General features: G+C 56.3%; 18 protein-coding genes. 11 read left to right on the forward strand and 7 right to left on the reverse strand.

Annotated elements, in window-relative coordinates:
• Positions 1–190: 190 nt before the first annotated feature.
• The gene (locus tag ON16_RS14315; protein ID WP_040664095.1) at positions 191–1,078 is read right to left on the reverse strand and encodes a LysR family transcriptional regulator; all 888 of its coding nucleotides are present in this window, start codon (positions 1,076–1,078) and stop codon (positions 191–193) included.
• A 326-nt stretch (positions 1,079–1,404) separates the two neighbouring features.
• Here ON16_RS14315 and ON16_RS14320 point away from each other — a divergent pair, with 326 nt between their 5' ends.
• The 8 genes from ON16_RS14320 to atpC are packed head-to-tail and all read left to right on the forward strand — an operon-like array spanning position 1,405 to position 7,683.
• Entirely contained in the window at positions 1,405–2,109 is a 705-nt protein-coding gene (locus ON16_RS14320) for a F0F1 ATP synthase subunit A (RefSeq protein WP_081579732.1), read from the forward strand.
• Between the two features lie 42 nt (positions 2,110–2,151).
• Positions 2,152–2,367 carry an ATP synthase F0 subunit C gene (gene atpE / locus ON16_RS14325; protein WP_040664098.1) on the forward strand — a complete coding sequence of 72 codons (216 nt, stop codon included), beginning with the start codon at positions 2,152–2,154 and terminating at the stop codon, positions 2,365–2,367.
• A 14-nt stretch (positions 2,368–2,381) separates the two neighbouring features.
• Complete coding sequence (gene atpF / locus ON16_RS14330) at positions 2,382–2,873, forward strand: F0F1 ATP synthase subunit B (RefSeq protein ID WP_040664101.1); 492 nt, start codon at positions 2,382–2,384, stop codon at positions 2,871–2,873.
• Positions 2,866–3,390, forward strand: coding sequence for an ATP synthase F1 subunit delta (gene atpH / locus ON16_RS14335; RefSeq protein WP_040664104.1), 525 nt, complete (start codon positions 2,866–2,868; stop codon positions 3,388–3,390). Before atpF ends, atpH begins: the two co-directional genes overlap by 8 nt.
• On the forward strand, positions 3,387–4,916 hold the full coding sequence (atpA, locus tag ON16_RS14340) for a F0F1 ATP synthase subunit alpha (RefSeq protein WP_040664107.1): 1,530 nt from the start codon (positions 3,387–3,389) through the stop codon (positions 4,914–4,916). The genes atpH and atpA overlap by 4 nt, the downstream gene beginning before the upstream one ends.
• A 15-nt stretch (positions 4,917–4,931) precedes the next feature.
• Positions 4,932–5,801 carry an ATP synthase F1 subunit gamma gene (atpG, locus tag ON16_RS14345; protein ID WP_369384324.1) on the forward strand — a complete coding sequence of 290 codons (870 nt, stop codon included), beginning with the start codon at positions 4,932–4,934 and terminating at the stop codon, positions 5,799–5,801.
• A gap of 40 nt (positions 5,802–5,841) precedes the next feature.
• Complete coding sequence (gene atpD / locus ON16_RS14350; RefSeq protein WP_040664113.1) at positions 5,842–7,242, forward strand: F0F1 ATP synthase subunit beta; 1,401 nt, start codon at positions 5,842–5,844, stop codon at positions 7,240–7,242.
• Positions 7,243–7,278: 36 nt separating this feature from the next.
• Positions 7,279–7,683 carry an ATP synthase F1 subunit epsilon gene (gene atpC, locus ON16_RS14355; RefSeq protein ID WP_040664116.1) on the forward strand — a complete coding sequence of 135 codons (405 nt, stop codon included), beginning with the start codon at positions 7,279–7,281 and terminating at the stop codon, positions 7,681–7,683.
• A gap of 357 nt (positions 7,684–8,040) precedes the next feature.
• Here the strand turns inward: atpC and ON16_RS14360 are convergent, their stop codons facing one another.
• Complete coding sequence (locus ON16_RS14360) at positions 8,041–8,319, reverse strand: phage holin family protein (RefSeq protein ID WP_040664119.1); 279 nt, start codon at positions 8,317–8,319, stop codon at positions 8,041–8,043.
• Between the two features lie 432 nt (positions 8,320–8,751).
• On the opposite strand from ON16_RS14360, the gene ON16_RS14365 reads away from it, so the two are divergent.
• Positions 8,752–9,216, forward strand: a complete 465-nt coding sequence (locus ON16_RS14365; protein ID WP_040664123.1) for a hypothetical protein — start codon at positions 8,752–8,754, stop codon at positions 9,214–9,216.
• 88 nt (positions 9,217–9,304) lie between these two features.
• On the opposite strand, the gene nifU is transcribed toward ON16_RS14365, so the two are convergent.
• Positions 9,305–9,742, reverse strand: coding sequence for a Fe-S cluster assembly scaffold protein NifU (gene nifU / locus ON16_RS14370; protein WP_040664126.1), 438 nt, complete (start codon positions 9,740–9,742; stop codon positions 9,305–9,307).
• A gap of 21 nt (positions 9,743–9,763) precedes the next feature.
• On the reverse strand, positions 9,764–10,954 hold the full coding sequence (gene nifS / locus ON16_RS14375) for a cysteine desulfurase NifS (protein ID WP_040664129.1): 1,191 nt from the start codon (positions 10,952–10,954) through the stop codon (positions 9,764–9,766).
• Positions 10,955–11,219: 265 nt separating this feature from the next.
• On the opposite strand from nifS, the gene ON16_RS14380 reads away from it, so the two are divergent.
• Both ON16_RS14380 and cdd read left to right on the forward strand, forming a co-directional pair.
• A complete protein-coding gene (locus ON16_RS14380) occupies positions 11,220–12,491 on the forward strand; it encodes a polysaccharide deacetylase family protein (RefSeq protein WP_193372965.1) in 1,272 nt (423 codons plus the stop codon).
• A gap of 12 nt (positions 12,492–12,503) precedes the next feature.
• Complete coding sequence (gene cdd, locus ON16_RS14385) at positions 12,504–12,899, forward strand: cytidine deaminase (protein ID WP_040664135.1); 396 nt, start codon at positions 12,504–12,506, stop codon at positions 12,897–12,899.
• Between the two features lie 132 nt (positions 12,900–13,031).
• On the opposite strand, the gene ON16_RS14390 is transcribed toward cdd, so the two are convergent.
• The 3 genes from ON16_RS14390 to ON16_RS14400 form a co-directional block, all read right to left on the reverse strand.
• Positions 13,032–13,850 carry a carbon-nitrogen hydrolase family protein gene (locus tag ON16_RS14390; RefSeq protein ID WP_040664138.1) on the reverse strand — a complete coding sequence of 273 codons (819 nt, stop codon included), beginning with the start codon at positions 13,848–13,850 and terminating at the stop codon, positions 13,032–13,034.
• A gap of 98 nt (positions 13,851–13,948) precedes the next feature.
• Positions 13,949–14,938, reverse strand: a complete 990-nt coding sequence (locus ON16_RS14395) for a 2-hydroxyacid dehydrogenase (protein WP_040664142.1) — start codon at positions 14,936–14,938, stop codon at positions 13,949–13,951.
• On the reverse strand, positions 14,935–16,113 hold the full coding sequence (locus ON16_RS14400) for an AAA family ATPase (protein WP_040664145.1): 1,179 nt from the start codon (positions 16,111–16,113) through the stop codon (positions 14,935–14,937). Before ON16_RS14400 ends, ON16_RS14395 begins: the two co-directional genes overlap by 4 nt.

Consider the following 16,113-nt stretch of genomic DNA (forward strand, 5'->3'; position numbering starts at 1 on the left):
ATAAGTAAAACCACTCACCCCATAGGGGGCGAGTGGTTTTCTTGATCCTATCATATATTCATCTGGCTCTGTCTATAACAAGTATCCATATCCCTCACAAGACGTCTGTATTCAGCGTATGATCTTGCTATACCACCGATTTGGCCCATCAAATTCTAGGGTGAATCGAGTTAATGATGCCTGAATCAAATCAAGGCTGCCGCAGCAGTTTTTCCAGCTCCTTCGCGGCGATGCTGAGCGGGCGGAGCGTGTCCTTTACCAGACAGATATTTCGTTCCGGAATGGATTCTTTCAGATGGATCTGAAAAACCTCCTTGCGCTCAAGAGCCTCCGCAGCAAGAGTTTCCGGCAAAAACCCAAGACCCAAGCCGCTTTTCACCAAAGGCAGCACTTGATCTGTGGTAGCGGTTTCCATATCCAGATGCAGCGCGAGGCCATGCTCCCAAAAGAAGCGGTCATAGAACTCAAACGTCTTGGTGTCCGCCCCAAGGCAGATGAGCGGATAACTCTGCAGGTCCTTGAGGCACAGCGTCTCACCCTTTAAAAAGGAAAACTCCGGCCCCCCTATCAAGATCTCTTGAAAGGGCTTTAACGGAACCTCCCGGAGAGGTTTTCTTACGCCGGTGGGCGTGGTAACCACAGCCAACTCCAAAAGGCCGTATTTGAGGGCCAGAATGGCCTGCGGCGTTGCATAGTTGGCGATGCGGATGCGAAAGCCGGGATAGTTCTTATGTAACTGGCGGAGCTTTGGCAGAAGGATGCCGTGAAGCGCCGTCTCATTGGCAGCGATAGAGACGGTCCCGCTCTGCAGGCTCTTGTTGTTTGCCAATTCCGTCTCACCCGCCTGCAGCTGTTCATAGGCCACAGACACATGAGCAAACAGCTTTTCCCCCTCCGGCGTCAGGGTGATGCCCCGATTGGAACGGACGAAGAGCCGGCAGCCCAGCTCTTGCTCCAGATTGTTCATGGCGCGCGTGACATTCGGCTGACTGCTCAGCATAATTTCGGCAGCCCGGGAAAAGCTCCTGCTTTTGGCAACAAAATAGAAAGTTCGGTAATAATCATAGTTAACTGACATAAAATACACCTCACAATCGTATGAATTGCCATACTATTTTGATATGGCAAATATTTCAAATATACATTTTACAAGTTGCGCTTGAGTCATTATAATGTGCTCTTGCAACAAAAGCAAGGGAGCCCCGAGACGCAGCAAAAGGACGGTGGGTTCGCTTGAGGGGGAAGTCCGCCGAATATGTGCGTGATATGGCGGATAAGTTCCGGAGTCCAGCAGACACGTTGCATGGCGCTGTCCTCCGCTTGCCGGATACCGTCCGACAGGCGGCAAAATTTTATTCCATCTGCTGCAAAAGAGGTGCAACTTTGTCAAATTTATAGGAGGTGATGTTTATTTTGTCTGGGATTCAAAATATGCTGACGGCGAAGCTTCAGAACGGAATCGCCTTTACCATTCCAGTGTTCGGTGGGATTCCGGTGGCGGATTCGGTTCTGACGAGCTGGATTTTAATGGCGCTCATCATGATCTGTGTGCTTTTGACCGTGCGAAGGCTGAAACCGGACCGGCCGGGGCGGGTTCAGTCGCTGCTGGAGATGGCGGTGAGCTTTTTAAACCGCTTTGCCGAGGAGAACATCGGTCGTCACTGGCGCTCCTTTGCCCCTTGGCTGGGTACGGTGGCTGTGTATATTGCCTGTGCCAACCTGAGCGGCATTCTGGGGCTTACGCCGCCCACCAAGGATGTGAGCGTGACTGCGGGCCTGGCCATTACCAGCGTCTTTTTGATTTATGGAGGCTCGTTCCGCTTTCTGGGTCTGCGCGGAGGGTTTCATAAATTCGCGGAGCCATTGCCTTTGTTATTGCCCATCAATGTGATGGAGATTGCAATCCGCCCGCTGTCGCTGTGTATGCGGCTCTTTGGCAATGTGCTGGGGTCTTTTGTGATCATGGAGCTGATCAAGGCGCTTGTTCCCGTCGCGGTGCCTGTGGCGTTCAGCCTTTATTTCGATATTTTTGATGGGTTCATTCAAACCATTGTGTTTGTTTTCCTCACCGCCCTCTTTACCGGAGAGGCGCTGGAGCAGGAAGCGTAAATCTATTTATTTCAGCGGAATTATTTGAAGGAGGAACTTATTATGTTCGTCGCAATTGGAGCAGCAATCGCCGTATTAACAGGAATTGGAGCCGGTATTGGCATTGGAATCGCCACCGGCAAGGCCACCGAGGCCATCGCCCGTCAGCCGGAGGCCGCCAGTCAGATCAGAAGCAACCTTCTGCTTGGCTGCGCGCTTGCCGAGGCCACCGCAATCTACGGCTTTGTCATCGGTCTGGCAATCATCATTTTGAAGTAAAGGGGACGATCCCTGTGTTGGACTTTAACCCCTATACGATTGTATTTACGATTCTGAATCTACTGGTGCTCTGGCTGTTTCTCCGGCACTTTCTGTTTGGAAAGGTCACGGCCATTCTGGACCAGCGGGCACAGACGGTCCAGAATGAACTGGACGGCGCTGCGCGGGAAAAGGAGCAAGCCGAGCAGCTGCACCGGCAGTATGAAGAAAAGCTCGGACAGGCTCGGCAGGAGAGCGCGGAGCTTTTGGCCCGGACAAAGGTGCAGGCGCAGCAGAAGTATCAGTCCACTTTGGATGCGGCGCAGGCCGATGCCCGGCAGCTGGTGGATACAACGCGGAAACAGCTGGAGGCAGAGCGGGAAAGTATGCTCCGGGGCGCTCGGAAAGAGGTGGCCCAGCTGGCTTTGATTGCGGCTGCCAAGGTGGCGCAAAAGGAACTGGACAGCCAGAGCGATCTGGCTATGGTGGACGCGTTCCTCTCCGAAACGGGTGACGGGAATGAGTGAGCTTGCCCGCCGCTATGCTGCGGCCTGCTATGATCTCGTTCCGGACGCAGAGCGCTTTGCGGATGCCGCCCAGTTCATCGGCGGCTGCACTCCACTGCGGGAGACGCTGGAGGACCCTACCATCGACTGGCGGGCAAAAGAGCGGGTGCTTATCCGCCTGCCCCTGTTTTCAGATGATCCCCGGCTGTTGGACTTTTACCGGCTCTTGGCAAAAAAGGGCCGTATGAAACTCCTGCCGGAGATTGCGGAAGCCTTTCAAACGCTGGATTTGGAAAGGCATAATACCGCAGTGTGCGAGATGCGGTGCGTCCGGATTCCAGATGAGGCGCGGCAGGAAAAAATTCGAGCGGCCTTGTGCAAACTGCACCACCGGGATCGAATCTTTTTGAAAATTACGACAGACCCAGACCTTTTGGGCGGCTTTCTCCTGAAGATCGACGGAGTCACCTATGACCATAGCGTCCGCGGCCAGCTCCGCAGTCTGGCTCGGCAGCTGCAAGAGAGGCGAATGATATGAAAATGGAATCGGATGAGATTATCTCCGTTCTGCGCGAGGAAATCTCAGGTTTTGACAACAGAACCCAGCGCAGTGAAACCGGCACTATTCTGGATGTGGGCGACGGCATTGCCACGGTCTACGGCCTGAATAACGCCGTTTACGGTGAGCTGGTGGAATTTGAAACCGGCGTGTGCGGCATGGTGATGAATTTGGAACGGGACAGCGTGGGCTGTGTGCTTTTGGGCTGGGAAGACGGCTTGGGCGAAGGCTCCACGGTCCGGCGGACCGGACGCGCCACCGACGTGCCCGTGGGCGACGCGATGCTGGGCCGCGTGGTGAACGCGCTGGGCGCTCCCATCGACGGGCGCGGGCCAATCGAAACCACCGAAACCCGACCCATTGAGCACGAGGCCAGCGGCGTTGTGACTCGTGAGCCGGTAAAGGTGCCCCTTCAGACCGGCATTCTGGCCATAGACGCCATGGTACCCATTGGTCGGGGCCAGCGGGAACTGATTATCGGAGACCGGCAAACCGGAAAGACCGCTATCGCGGTGGACGCAATCATCAACCAGAAGGGACAGAATGTGGTGTGCATCTACGTGGCCATTGGACAAAAGGCGTCCAGCGTGGCCCGTGTGCGCAATACCTTGGAAAAATTCGGAGCCATGGATTACTCGGTGATTATTGCCGCCACGGCCAGCGACCCGGCGCCGCTGCAGTATATCGCCCCCTATGCCGGTGCGGCTGTGGGTGAGTACTTCATGGGGCAGGGGAAGGATGTTTTAATCGTTTATGACGATCTGTCCAAGCATGCGGTGGCCTATCGTACGCTGTCCCTGCTTTTAAAGCGTTCCCCCGGTCGCGAGGCGTATCCCGGCGACGTGTTTTACCTGCACTCCCGGCTTTTGGAGCGGGCCTGCCGCCTGACGAAAAAATATGGCGGCGGCTCCATGACCGCACTCCCCATCGTTGAGACGCAGGCGGGCGATGTGTCCGCCTATATTCCCACCAATGTAATCTCCATTACCGATGGCCAGATTTATCTGGAAACCAGCTTGTTTTTCTCCGGACAGCGGCCCGCCGTGAACGTGGGACTTTCGGTATCCCGCGTGGGCGGAGACGCGCAGACAAAGGCCGTGAAAAAGACGGCCGGAACCCTGCGGATTGATCTGGCCCGATTCCGGGAGCTGGAGGTATTCAATCAGTTTGCCTCCGATCTAGACCCGGCCACCCAGCGGCTGCTGGACCATGGCAAGCGCATGATGGAACTGCTGCGCCAGCCGCTCTACCACCCCCTGCCGGTATCCCGGCAGGCCGTCATCCTCTTTGTTGCCACAGGAGGGCTGGTGGACGACGTTCCTCTGGAGCAGGTAAGGGAATTTGTTCAGGGCTTTGCCGACGAGATGGACGCTGTCCATTCCGATGTGATGACGGATATCCAGACAACCGGAACCATTTCGGATGCTGCGGCACAGACGATCCGCACGGAACTGGAATCCTACAAGCACCGCGTCCTATCACCCGCGCAAGAGAAAGGGCGGTGATCTCCCGTGGCGAACATGCAGGAAATCCGCACCCATATTCGGAGTGTGCAGGAAACCCGGAAGATCACGAACGCCATGTACCTGATCTCTTCCAACAACCTGCGCAAGGCCCGGAAGCAGTTGAGCGATGTAAAGCCCTATTTTGAAAAAATCGAAACCACCATCACCGATATCCTTCACCGCTCTCCGGAGATGTCGAATCTTTATCTGGATACACGGTCCAAGGCGCATGAGGAAGAACGGAAGGTTGGGTATATGGTGATCACCGGCGACAAGGGGCTGGCCGGAGCCTATAACCATAATGTCCTGAAGCTGACGGAGAAGGCTACGGTGGAGCATCCCGGCTGCCGCCTGTTTCTGGTGGGACAGGTGGGCGTGGCCTGGTGCCGCGAGCGGAAAATTCCTTTTGAAATGGAGTTTGAATATACCGCTCAAAATCCCAACATGCACCGGGCCCGTGAAATCGGCCGTTTCTTGGTGGAGGAGTATCGCTGCGAGCGGCTGGACGAACTGCGGGTGATTTACACCGAAATGGTGACGCCGCTTCGGCTGGAGCCACGTGAGGTGAAATTGCTGCCGTTGGACCGGGATGCGTTTCCATGGGACCGCCGGGATAAGAGCGCAGGGACCGTGAGCTACGTTCCATCCGAAACCGCGGTGCTCTCCGCTCTTGTGCCCCACTATGTGAACGGCATGATGTTCAGCACGCTGGTGGAGTCTTTTTGCTCCGAGCAGCAGGCAAGGATGTCGGCCATGGACGCCTCCACCAAAAACGCCGGAGATTTGCTGCGGCAGCTGAGTTTGGAGTACAATCGTGCCCGTCAGGCCGCCATCACGCAGGAAATCACCGAGGTGGTGGGCGGCGCGCAGGCCGCCGGAAAATAACGGCAGGAGCCTGTGAACAAGTCAAGAAAGAGTGATTCTTATGTCTGAAAATAAGGGGACCGTCGTTCAGGTTATGGGACCGGTGGTAGATGTAGAGTTTCCCGCCGGAGAGCTTCCCCACATTCTGGACGCGATTTGGGTCCCGTTAAACGGCGAAAGAGCCGTGATGGAGGTCGCCCAGCACATGGGCAATCACACCGTCCGCTGCATTATGCTCTCACCCAGCGAGGGGCTGGGCCGGGGAATGGAAGCAGCCTCCACCGGCGGCCCGATTGCAGTGCCGGTGGGTGAAAAAACGCTTGGCCGCATGTTCAACGTGCTGGGCGAGCCCATCGATGAAAAGGGCGAGGTGGGCGCAAAGGAACAATGGCCCATTCATCGCCAGCCGCCCCGGTTTGAGGATCAAAGCCCCGTGGTGGATATTCAGGAAACGGGGATCAAGGTCATCGACTTGCTGGCTCCTTATGCAAGAGGCGGAAAGATCGGCCTGTTCGGCGGTGCCGGTGTGGGGAAAACCGTGTTGATCCAAGAGCTGATTCATAACATCGCCACGGAACACGGCGGCTACTCCGTCTTCACCGGCGTGGGAGAGCGCACCCGGGAGGGCAGCGACCTGTGGCACGAGATGACCAACTCCGGCGTCCTTTCCAAGACGGCTCTGGTCTTCGGCCAGATGAACGAACCTCCCGGAGCGCGGATGCGGGTGGCTCTCACGGGTTTGACCATGGCCGAGTATTTCCGGGACCGGGAGAAGCAGGATGTGCTCCTCTTTATCGATAATATTTTCCGTTATGTGCAGGCCGGCAGCGAGGTTTCGGCTCTGATGGGACGGATGCCCTCTGCCGTGGGCTATCAGCCCACGCTGGCCAATGAGATGGGTTCTCTTCAGGAGCGGATTGCCTCTACAAAGGACGGGGCCATCACCTCGGTTCAGGCCGTTTACGTACCTGCCGACGATCTGACTGACCCCGCGCCCGCCACCACCTTTGCCCATCTGGACGCCACCACCGTGCTGTCCCGAAAGATTGTTGAGATGGGAATCTATCCCGCCGTGGACCCGCTGGAGTCCAGCTCTCGAATTCTGGAACCCGAGGTGGTAGGCGAGCGCCACTACAAAACCGCCCGCGCCATTCAGGAGCTTTTGCAGCGGTACAGCGAGCTGCAGGACATCATCGCTATCTTGGGAATGGAGGAGCTGTCCGGGGAGGACCGCCTCACCGTGGAGCGGGCCCGCCGGGTCCAGCAGTTTTTGTCCCAGCCATTCTTTGTTGCAGAGCCCTTTACCGGGCTGAAGGGCTGTTATGTAAAGCTGGAGGACTCCCTCCGCAGCTTTGAGGCTATTTTGGGCGGCGAGACCGACCGGTATCCGGAGGCCGCCTTCAGCAACGTGGGTACGATTGACGAAGCGATGGAAAAGGCAAAAAAACTGGGCGCCGTCTGACAATCCCTGTCATCGTGAAGGAAGGATAGCTTTTTCATGGAAAAGACCTTTTATCTGGAGATCATCTCCGTAGATCGGCAGTTTTACATCGGTCCTGCTGAAGGACTGATTTTGCCGATTCAGGACGGTCAGTACGGCGTTTTGGCCGGCCATGAGCCCACAGTGACCGCCATAGAACCGGGTGAACTGAAATACAAGGTAAACGGGGAATGGCAGTCGGCGTCCGTCTCGGGAGGGTTTGCCGAAATCACGCCGGAGTATGCCGTTGTGCTGATCGCCTCTGTCGAGCATCCTGAGGAGATTGACATTAAACGGGCGGAGGCGGCACGGGAACGCGCCGAAGAGCGCCTGCGCCATAAGCAGAGCGTGGTGGAATACTATAATTCCAAGGCCGCGCTGGCACGGGCAATGGCGCGGCTGAAAACCCGTGGACCGAAATAAAGACAAAAAAACCATGCGGGATACCGTAAGGAAATTGCCGCTGCGCTTTGGGCCATGTTCTATGCACGGCAGGCCCACCGCTTCTTGAGAAGGATTCTATCAACGAAAACGGTAAGTTGAAGCGGATGCTGACTGAAAAATGAAGTGAAAATTACGGCTCTAAAGCGTTTATACTTGACAAGTGCCGGCAACTGCTTTTTGAAGCAATTGCCGGCACTTTTTATATTGAAATATATTTGCCTAATCGATCTTAGAAAATCAGAAAAAGGTGAGAAATTCTAAAAAGGAGGTCTATTGTGAATAACGTTGTTTACAGGGCGGGGCCCGAACCCGGTAAAATATTTTATGCGTTGGAAGCTATCTTCCTCCGCCCAATTGTTTTACTGCCTGATTGACGCCCGTGGCCGCAAGGCCGCTTGTAATGCCCACGGCGACTGCGGTCAGCGGGTCGGCGGCGGGGAACTGAGGCATATGCGTATACAGCGCCACAAGCCCCAGAATGCCCCCTGTTAGACCACAGGCAACGGGAATATACTGATCGTTGCGAAAAGGCGTGGCCTTGATCACAAGGCCCACCAGATAACAAATGACGGTGATTGCCGCCACGGAGGCAAGCCCCAAGGTGTTCATATCCATAATAGCTCCTTTCCAACGGGCCGAAAGCTGCAAGACTCTGCATAAAATCTGTGCGATTGCGCGACCCGATATCGGTTCGGCTGATTTGATGGGGGAGATACCGACCGCCGAAGCAATTGCCCCCTGCATACATATATGCGGTTATACGCGATTTGTGTTCGCGAATTAATCATCTGGGACGATGCGCCCACCCCGAAACGCTGGCGGACAGTCGTTACAGCGGGGAGATTTTTTGCGAAGATTTAGGGAAAGGAGGGGAGGGGGCGAGCGGACGGTGGGAAAAAACTTGTGCATCCTTAAAAAACGGTGTATGATACAACGTACATATCCCAAAACGGTGAACGCCTTGGAAATAAACGGCATTTGGCCCAGGTACCGTCCGGCGGCGAAGCACGGCCCTGTGCGCCCTTTTCAATTCAGGAGGTTTCAATTATGAGTTTCAACGATCTTCCCTTCTTTTTCGGTTCCGCCGCAGGTGGATTCATTCTGATGGCTGCTGTTGGCATTCAGGCTGCCGTGGCCCTGTTTTCTTCCATTCCTCTGACCCGGCGGCATAAAGAGACTTGTCCCGGATTTAACGCCCGCGTGGCGTTTTTGCGGATTGCGCAGGTTTCCAGCCTAACGATTATTCTATGCGGCGTGATCACCGCGCTGGTGATTCATTTTGGCTCCACCGCTGTGATTACGGGTTATGGGCTGGGCTTCGTTCTGGCGTTTGCGCTGGATCTGAAGCGGATGTCGCCCAGCAATGAGCAGAACCAGAAAAACTACGAAGAATCTTACGCGGATTGCTATCCTCCCTCCGATGTGAACCCGGACGACAAAGTGAAGCATACCGCCTCGGCCTCCGCAGACGCAGAATCTCAAAGCGGAGAAGCCGGCAGAGTAGAAGAATAACGCAAAACGCGCCGCAGAACACATCGTTCTGCGGCGCGTTTTGATTTATAAGGCGGGACGGCAATGCCGGCTTCGCTTTTTTGTGGGTTTATTCCCCCGTGCAGTGTTCGCAGTCGTGGTCGCAGACGTTCAGTTCGTCGCCGTAGGCGATGCCGTTCTTATCATAATAGTCCTTGACGGCGGCCTTTACTGCCTGCTCCGCCAGAACGGAACAGTGGAGCTTGTGGGTCGGCAGACCGTCCAGCGCCTCCACGACGGCCCGATTGGAGAGCGTGAGCGCGTCCTTGACAGGCTTGCCCTTAATCATCTCGGTGGCCATGGAACTGGTGGCAATGGCGCTGCCGCAGCCAAAGGTGTTGAATTTTACATCGCTGATGGTCTGGCTGTCCTTGTCCACCTTAATATACATCCGCATAATATCGCCACACTTGGCGTTGCCCACCTCGCCCACGCCGTCGGCATCGTCCATCTTGCCAACATTCCGGGGATTCTGGAAGTGGTCCATCACTTTCTCACTGTACAGCATCTTCAAACGCTCCCTTCAAATTTAAATAACATGCTTGCGCTGGCCGTGTTCCAGCTCGTCCCACACCGGGGAGATGTTTCGCAGATACTCCACAATTCCGGGCGTTACCGCCAGAATGTGGTCGATTTCCTCTTCGGTGTTATATTCGCTCAGGCTCAACCGCAGCGATCCGTGGGCCACCTCGTGGGGCAGACCCAGCGCCAGCAGCACATGGCTGGGGTCCAAGGACCCGGAGGTGCAGGCGCTGCCGGAGGAGGCACACACGCCCTTTTGATCCAACAGCAGCAGCAGCGACTCGCCCTCAATCCCCTCGAAGCACAGGTTCACATTGCCGGGAAGGCGATGCTCCCGCTCGCCGTTGAGGATGCTGTGGGGAACTTTGGTCAGTCCGTCGATCAGCTTATCCCGCAGAGCGGTCATCTTGGCCGCGTTTTTTTCCATGTTGGCGCAGGACTCGTCAAATGCCGCCGCAGCGCCGACAATGCCGGGAATGTTTTCGGTTCCGGCCCGCTTGCCACGCTCCTGTGCGCCGCCGCAGATCACGTTTACCAGAGGGACGCAGCCTTTGCGGACATACAGAACGCCCACGCCCTTCGGCCCATGGAACTTGTGGGCGGAAAGACTCAGCATATCAATGTCCATGGCTTTTACGTCAATACGAAGATGGCCCGCCGCCTGCACCGCGTCGGTATGGAAGAGAACCCCCGTTTCGCGGCACAGCTTCCCAATCTCGGGAATGGGCTGAATGGTGCCAATCTCGTTGTTGGCAAACATCACGCTGACAAGGCAGGTGTCCGGCCGGAGCGCTGCGCGTACCTGCTCCGGGGAGATCACGCCAGATTTCGGAATCTCCAGCAGAGTGATTTCAAAACCCTCTTTTTCCAGCCGTTCCAGCGTGTGCAAAATGGCATGATGCTCAAACTTTGTGGAGATGATATGCTTTTTTCCCTTTTTGGCGCCCGCGGCGGCGGCGGAACGCAGGGCTTGGTTGTCCGCCTCACTGCCGCCGGACGTGAACGTGATCTCACTGGGCTCACAATTCAATCTCTTGGCAAAAACCTGCCGGGCCAGAGACAGCTTTTCCGACGCCTGCTGGCCGACGGTGTGCAGGCTGGACGGATTGCCATAAAACTCCTGAAAACAGGGCAGCATCGCGGCCAGAGCCGTATCGCTGACAGCGGTGGTAGCCGCATTATCCGCATAAACACGCATGGATAGGTCCTCCTTCTAATTCATATTCAATTACTATGATTTGAATATATCACACTTTTCCTATTTGTCAAGTATGATTTAGGGGGTTATCCAAATTCTTTACCCCATGGACTTTTTTGCCCTGATAGATCAACCGAGACAATGGAATGATTCTTGTAAAACAGCGGAAAATAGTAATTTGTCACCCTTTTGTGTTTTTTTTCGTCGAATAAACTGGTATACTGCATTATACAAAGCAAAAATTTCAGAAAGGATGTCTTTTTCTATGCGTCGATTCCTGCCGATTTTATTGGCATTTACCCTGTTAACATCTCTGGCCGCCTGCGGCGCGGCCCCTTCCGCCTCCGCCGGTTCCGGCGGTGGAAGCAGCGCCTCCGGTTCAGCCGCATCCTCCTCCGCCGCCAGCGAGCCGGAAAAGCCCCAGCTTGAACCGTATGAGATTTCGGACCCCAAGGTGGAACCCGCCGGAGGGGAAAAGGACGGCGTCCCTTATGTCGCATGGGACGGTGTGGTGGAGCATCTGTTTTTCCACCCGGTCATTGCCTATCCGGAGCTGGCCTTTGACGGAGACGCACAGTCCAACGGTTTGGACGACTGGATGGTCACCGTGGGCGAGTATAACAAAATTTTGCAGAGCGTGTATGAAAAGGGCTATATTCTCGTGGACATGCACGATATTTGGTCGGAGTCCACGGATGCGTCCGGAAACCCTGTCATGGTCAAAAACACCCTTTATGTTCCCGAGGGAAAAAAGCCGCTGGTCCTGTCCTTTGACGATGTGAACTACTATCCCTACATGCTGGAGGATGGCTTCACATATAAATTGATTATCGGAGACGACGGCCTGATCTGGACGGAGGGAAAGGACCCGCAGGGCAACGAGGTCATCTCGCAGGATTTGGATGCCACCACGATTTTGGATAAATTCGTCCGTGAGCACCCGGACTTCTCTCCCTTTGGGGCCAAGGGCTGTTTCTCCCTCACGGGATACTGCGGCATTCTTGGCTATCGGACACAGACGGAACGGGAAGACACCTCCGCCGCCCACGAAGCCAACCGCCAGAAGGAGATCGAGGCGGTGAAGCCTATTATCGCGGAGCTGAAGCGCACCGGCTGGACCTTTGGCAGCCACACTTGGGGGCATATTAATTTGGCGACCAAGTCACTGGAAACCGTGAAGGCCGACACCCAGAAATGGATGGACGAGGTGGGAAGTCTTGTGGGACCCACGAATATCATTTTCTATCCCCACGGCGCCCGACCCGACGGGGACGACGTGAAGCAGACCGGTCCTATTTTCCAATATTTGCAGTCTCAGGGATTTCAGGTGTTTGCCTCCGTGGGGATCAGTTCCTACTCTAAAATCAAGAGCGACACCTGCGCCGTTATCTGCGACCGGCTCCACCCGGATGGCACCACGCTGCGGGGCAGCGACAAGGTGCTGGGTTGGTATTCGCAGTTCTATGATGCCCGTGACATCATTGATTTGAGTGTCCGGCCGGACCTTGGCGTCAAGTGGACGCCCAAAGCATCATAAGGAGGAATTTTTATGACACGCGAGGAGTTGAAAGCTGCGGCAATCGGGATGTTGGACAGGGCCTACTGCCCCTATTCCCATTTTCCGGTGGGCGCGGCGCTGGAGTGCGCCGACGGTACGGTTTTCACCGGCTGTAACATTGAAAATGCGGCCTACCCCGTGGGAATCTGCGCGGAACGCACCGCCATGAGCAAGGCCATCAGCGAGGGCCACCGGGACTTCGTCCGCATTGTGGTGGCTGGGCGGAGCGAGGACTATTGTGTCCCCTGCGGCATGTGCCGCCAGTTCATGCAGGAATTTGCGCCGGAGCTGGAGGTCATCTGCCTCAACGGCGCGGGAGATGAGCTGGCACTGCCGCTGAAAGAACTGCTGCCTTACGGATTTGACAATACGCATCTGAATCACTGAGACGTTCCGTATAAAAAAGAGAACCCGATGCGGCTTTAGCCGCATCGGGTCTTTTTTGATTGGTTTTCCGGTGTGGGAGTTCTTTGTCCAGCGCACATCCAACTGCTCCGAAAAAAAGAGGACGCTGTAAGGTCACAGCTCCCGCAGTTCATACAGGTCGGTCCGCCGCGCGGAGAGGATGGGCAGTTGAGCACGGATTGCCTCCACACGGTCCAAATCCAGCTGGGCGTACAAAATCTCCGCCTCCGCTCCAGCGCGGCACAGCACCGTTCCCCAAGGGTCCACAGCAATGGAATTGCCGTAAGCCACGTAAGACGCGGCGGCGTTTCGAGCAGGGGAGACTCCCACAGTAAAGCACTGGTTATCCACTGCCCGCTGACGGAATAAAAGCTCCCAGTGGGCCGGGCCGGTGGTCATGTTGAACGCCGCTGGGACGAAAATGCACTTCGCGCCCCGCAGCGCCATGCACCGACTCAGTTCCTCAAACCGCAGGTCGAAGCAGATGCAAAGGCCCATCATGCCGAATTCTGTTTCAAATGTGGTAATTTGGTCGCCGGGAGAGAGAACGTCGGACTCAAAAAAACGCTGTCCGCCCGCCACGTCGATGTCAAAAAGATGGACCTTCCGGTGCCGGGCAAGCTCCTGACCGGCCCGGCCATAGACATAGGAGGTGTTATAAACCGTTCCGTCCGCCAGCTCCGGGACCGAGCCGCCCACGATGTAAATGCCCAATTCTTTTGCAAGATTGGATAGGGCGGTTTGGGCCTCGCCGCCCGACTCCTCGCCGAACGCTTGAAAACAGGCGTTGTCATAGGGACAGCAGAACATCTCCGGCAGGATCGCAAGATCGGCGCCGTTTGCCGCTGCCTCTCGAATTTTTTCACAGGCCAGAGCAATGTCGGCGGCTTTGGCGCCGGAGCCGCCCGCCAACTGAATAAGCGCAGCCTTCATGGAAAACTCCTCTCCCCGTCTTGAAACCGAAAGGCTGCGTCGGCGCTTTTGGCTTCAGGATGCGGCCAAATTTTGATGGCAGGATATTCCTCTGCGGCTTACAGGTCGTTGACGACCCGCTGGGGCCGCCGACCCGCCATCACGCTCTCCAAATCCTCAAACAGCATTCGGTGAGCCGCGCGGAAGGCAGACTTGGACAGACCGCCGTAATGGGGGCAGAGGATCAGCTTGTCCGGGTATTCTGCCGCCAGACGAACCAGCGGATGATCCGCCCCCGCAGGCTCCGGTTCATAGCAATCCACCGCCGCGCCTGCCAGCCGGTCTTCCCGGAGGGCGGCGCACAGGGCCTCGTCGTCGATAATTGCGCCCCGGGCGGTGTTCACCAGAAACGCCGTGGGTTTCACGCAGGAGAGAAATTCCTCATTTACCAAATGGTGGCTGGCAGTGTTTGCGGGCAGGTGGAGACTGAGAATGTCGCACCGGGCCGCTAATTCCTCCAGAGGTAGATAGCGGGCGTTCAGCCGGATTTCTGTCTCCTCATCCCGACGATGGGGTGCGAAGTAAAAGACCTCGCTGCCATAGGGCCGCAGCCGCTCCGCCACGGCCTGCCCAATCGCGCCAAAGCCAATCAAACCCACGGTAGAAAGGGACAGGTCTGACGGAATGTCCTGTTCCATCAGCCGCACGGCCTCGCCCTGATGGCCCTGACGTACCATCCGGTCGCCCCAGAGGACTCGATGGAGCAGCATGCTCATCAGCGTGATGCTCAGTTCGGACACTGCCGCCGCATTGCACCCGGCGTTGTTGCACACATAGATGCCCCGGGCCTTGGCGGCCTCCAGATCAATGCGGTCAAAGCCCACGCCCTCGGAGTGGATCAGTTTTAGATGGGGCATTTGTGCGATGAACGCTGCTGAAATCGCGGTCACCGGGGTGACAAACAGCGCGTCCGCATCCCCTCCGGCGGCCAGCCACTCGGCCTCCGTTCCCTCCCGGTCGCAAAAAATCAGTTGGGCGGCTTTGCTGGTGGGCGTCTCCGGCCCATAGGTATCGTAGCGGGACTTTGGGGCCAGTACCAGAACTTTCATGGGGTATCTTCTCCTTCTTGCAATGGCTGGTTTTCTTTTGACGCGGAGGCTTTTTCTTCGGCTGGAGCGGGGAAATTTGCGTTCTCCTCCATACCCCGGGCCATGAGAATATCCCGGGGAGTAATCTGCATCAGATCCTCTTTGGACACCTGTTCCTGCAAGGCCAGACGGTTGGCCTGATTCACCAAAATCTGCTCGAAGATGTTGCGTACGCCCCGGGCGTTGCCAAAAGAGATGGAATTTGTGTTTTCCTCCTGAATGAAGTCCCGAACCATCTCCCGCGTCTCCTGATCCAGCTCATAGCACCCCTTTTTGCACTGCTGATCAAAAATGGACAGCATTTCCTCCAAATTGTAGTCGTCAAAATGCAAAAAGCGGTTGAACCGGGATTCAAGTCCGGGGTTGGAGTGTATGAAGTCGTCCATCAGTCCGTCATACCCCGCCACGATGACCACCAGATCGTCCCGGTGATCCTCCATGGCCTTTAAAAGGGTGTCGATGGCCTCCTGCCCGAAATCATTTTCCGCCCTGCCGTTGAGGGCGTAAGCCTCGTCAATGAACAGCACGCCGCCGATGGCGGAGTCAATGACCTTAGTGGTCTTGATAGCGGTCTGCCCGACGTAGCCCGCCACCAGACCGCTGCGGTCCACCTCCACCAGCTGGCCCTTGGAGAGGATGCCGAGACTGTGGTAAATGCGGGCCATCAGCCGGGCCACGGTGGTTTTTCCGGTGCCGGGATTGCCGGAGAAAACCATGTGGAGAGAGAGGTCCGTGGTGGGCAGACCATGATCCTTGCGCAGCTTGTAGACCGTTACCATATTGATGAGATTTGTTACCTCTTTTTTAATGGAGGAAAGACCGATATAGCCGTCTAGTTCCGCTTGCAGATCCTCGATCTTCTCCGGGGGCGGGGCAGTCTGCGCCGGGGCTTTCGTGTCGTCGTTTCCGGTGGAGGCGGCGGAATTGCCGAAGCCGCTGCTTTCACCGCCGGTTTTCAGCGGGGGCGGGCTGGGAGGTGCGGATGGTGTTTGGGGCTGGGTCGGCTCCGGCGGGGTGGCGGGGTGGCCCCAGAAATCCGTTCCCATCCGGTTCAAATTGTTCTCCGTCATGGTGCGGATCACGTCCAGCTGCTGCAAAATGATCTGATCTTTTTTGCTGATGTCCTTTCTTTCCAT

It is taken from the genome of Oscillibacter ruminantium GH1, from assembly GCF_000307265.1.
Classification (GTDB): Bacteria; Bacillota; Clostridia; order Oscillospirales; family Oscillospiraceae; genus Oscillibacter; species Oscillibacter ruminantium.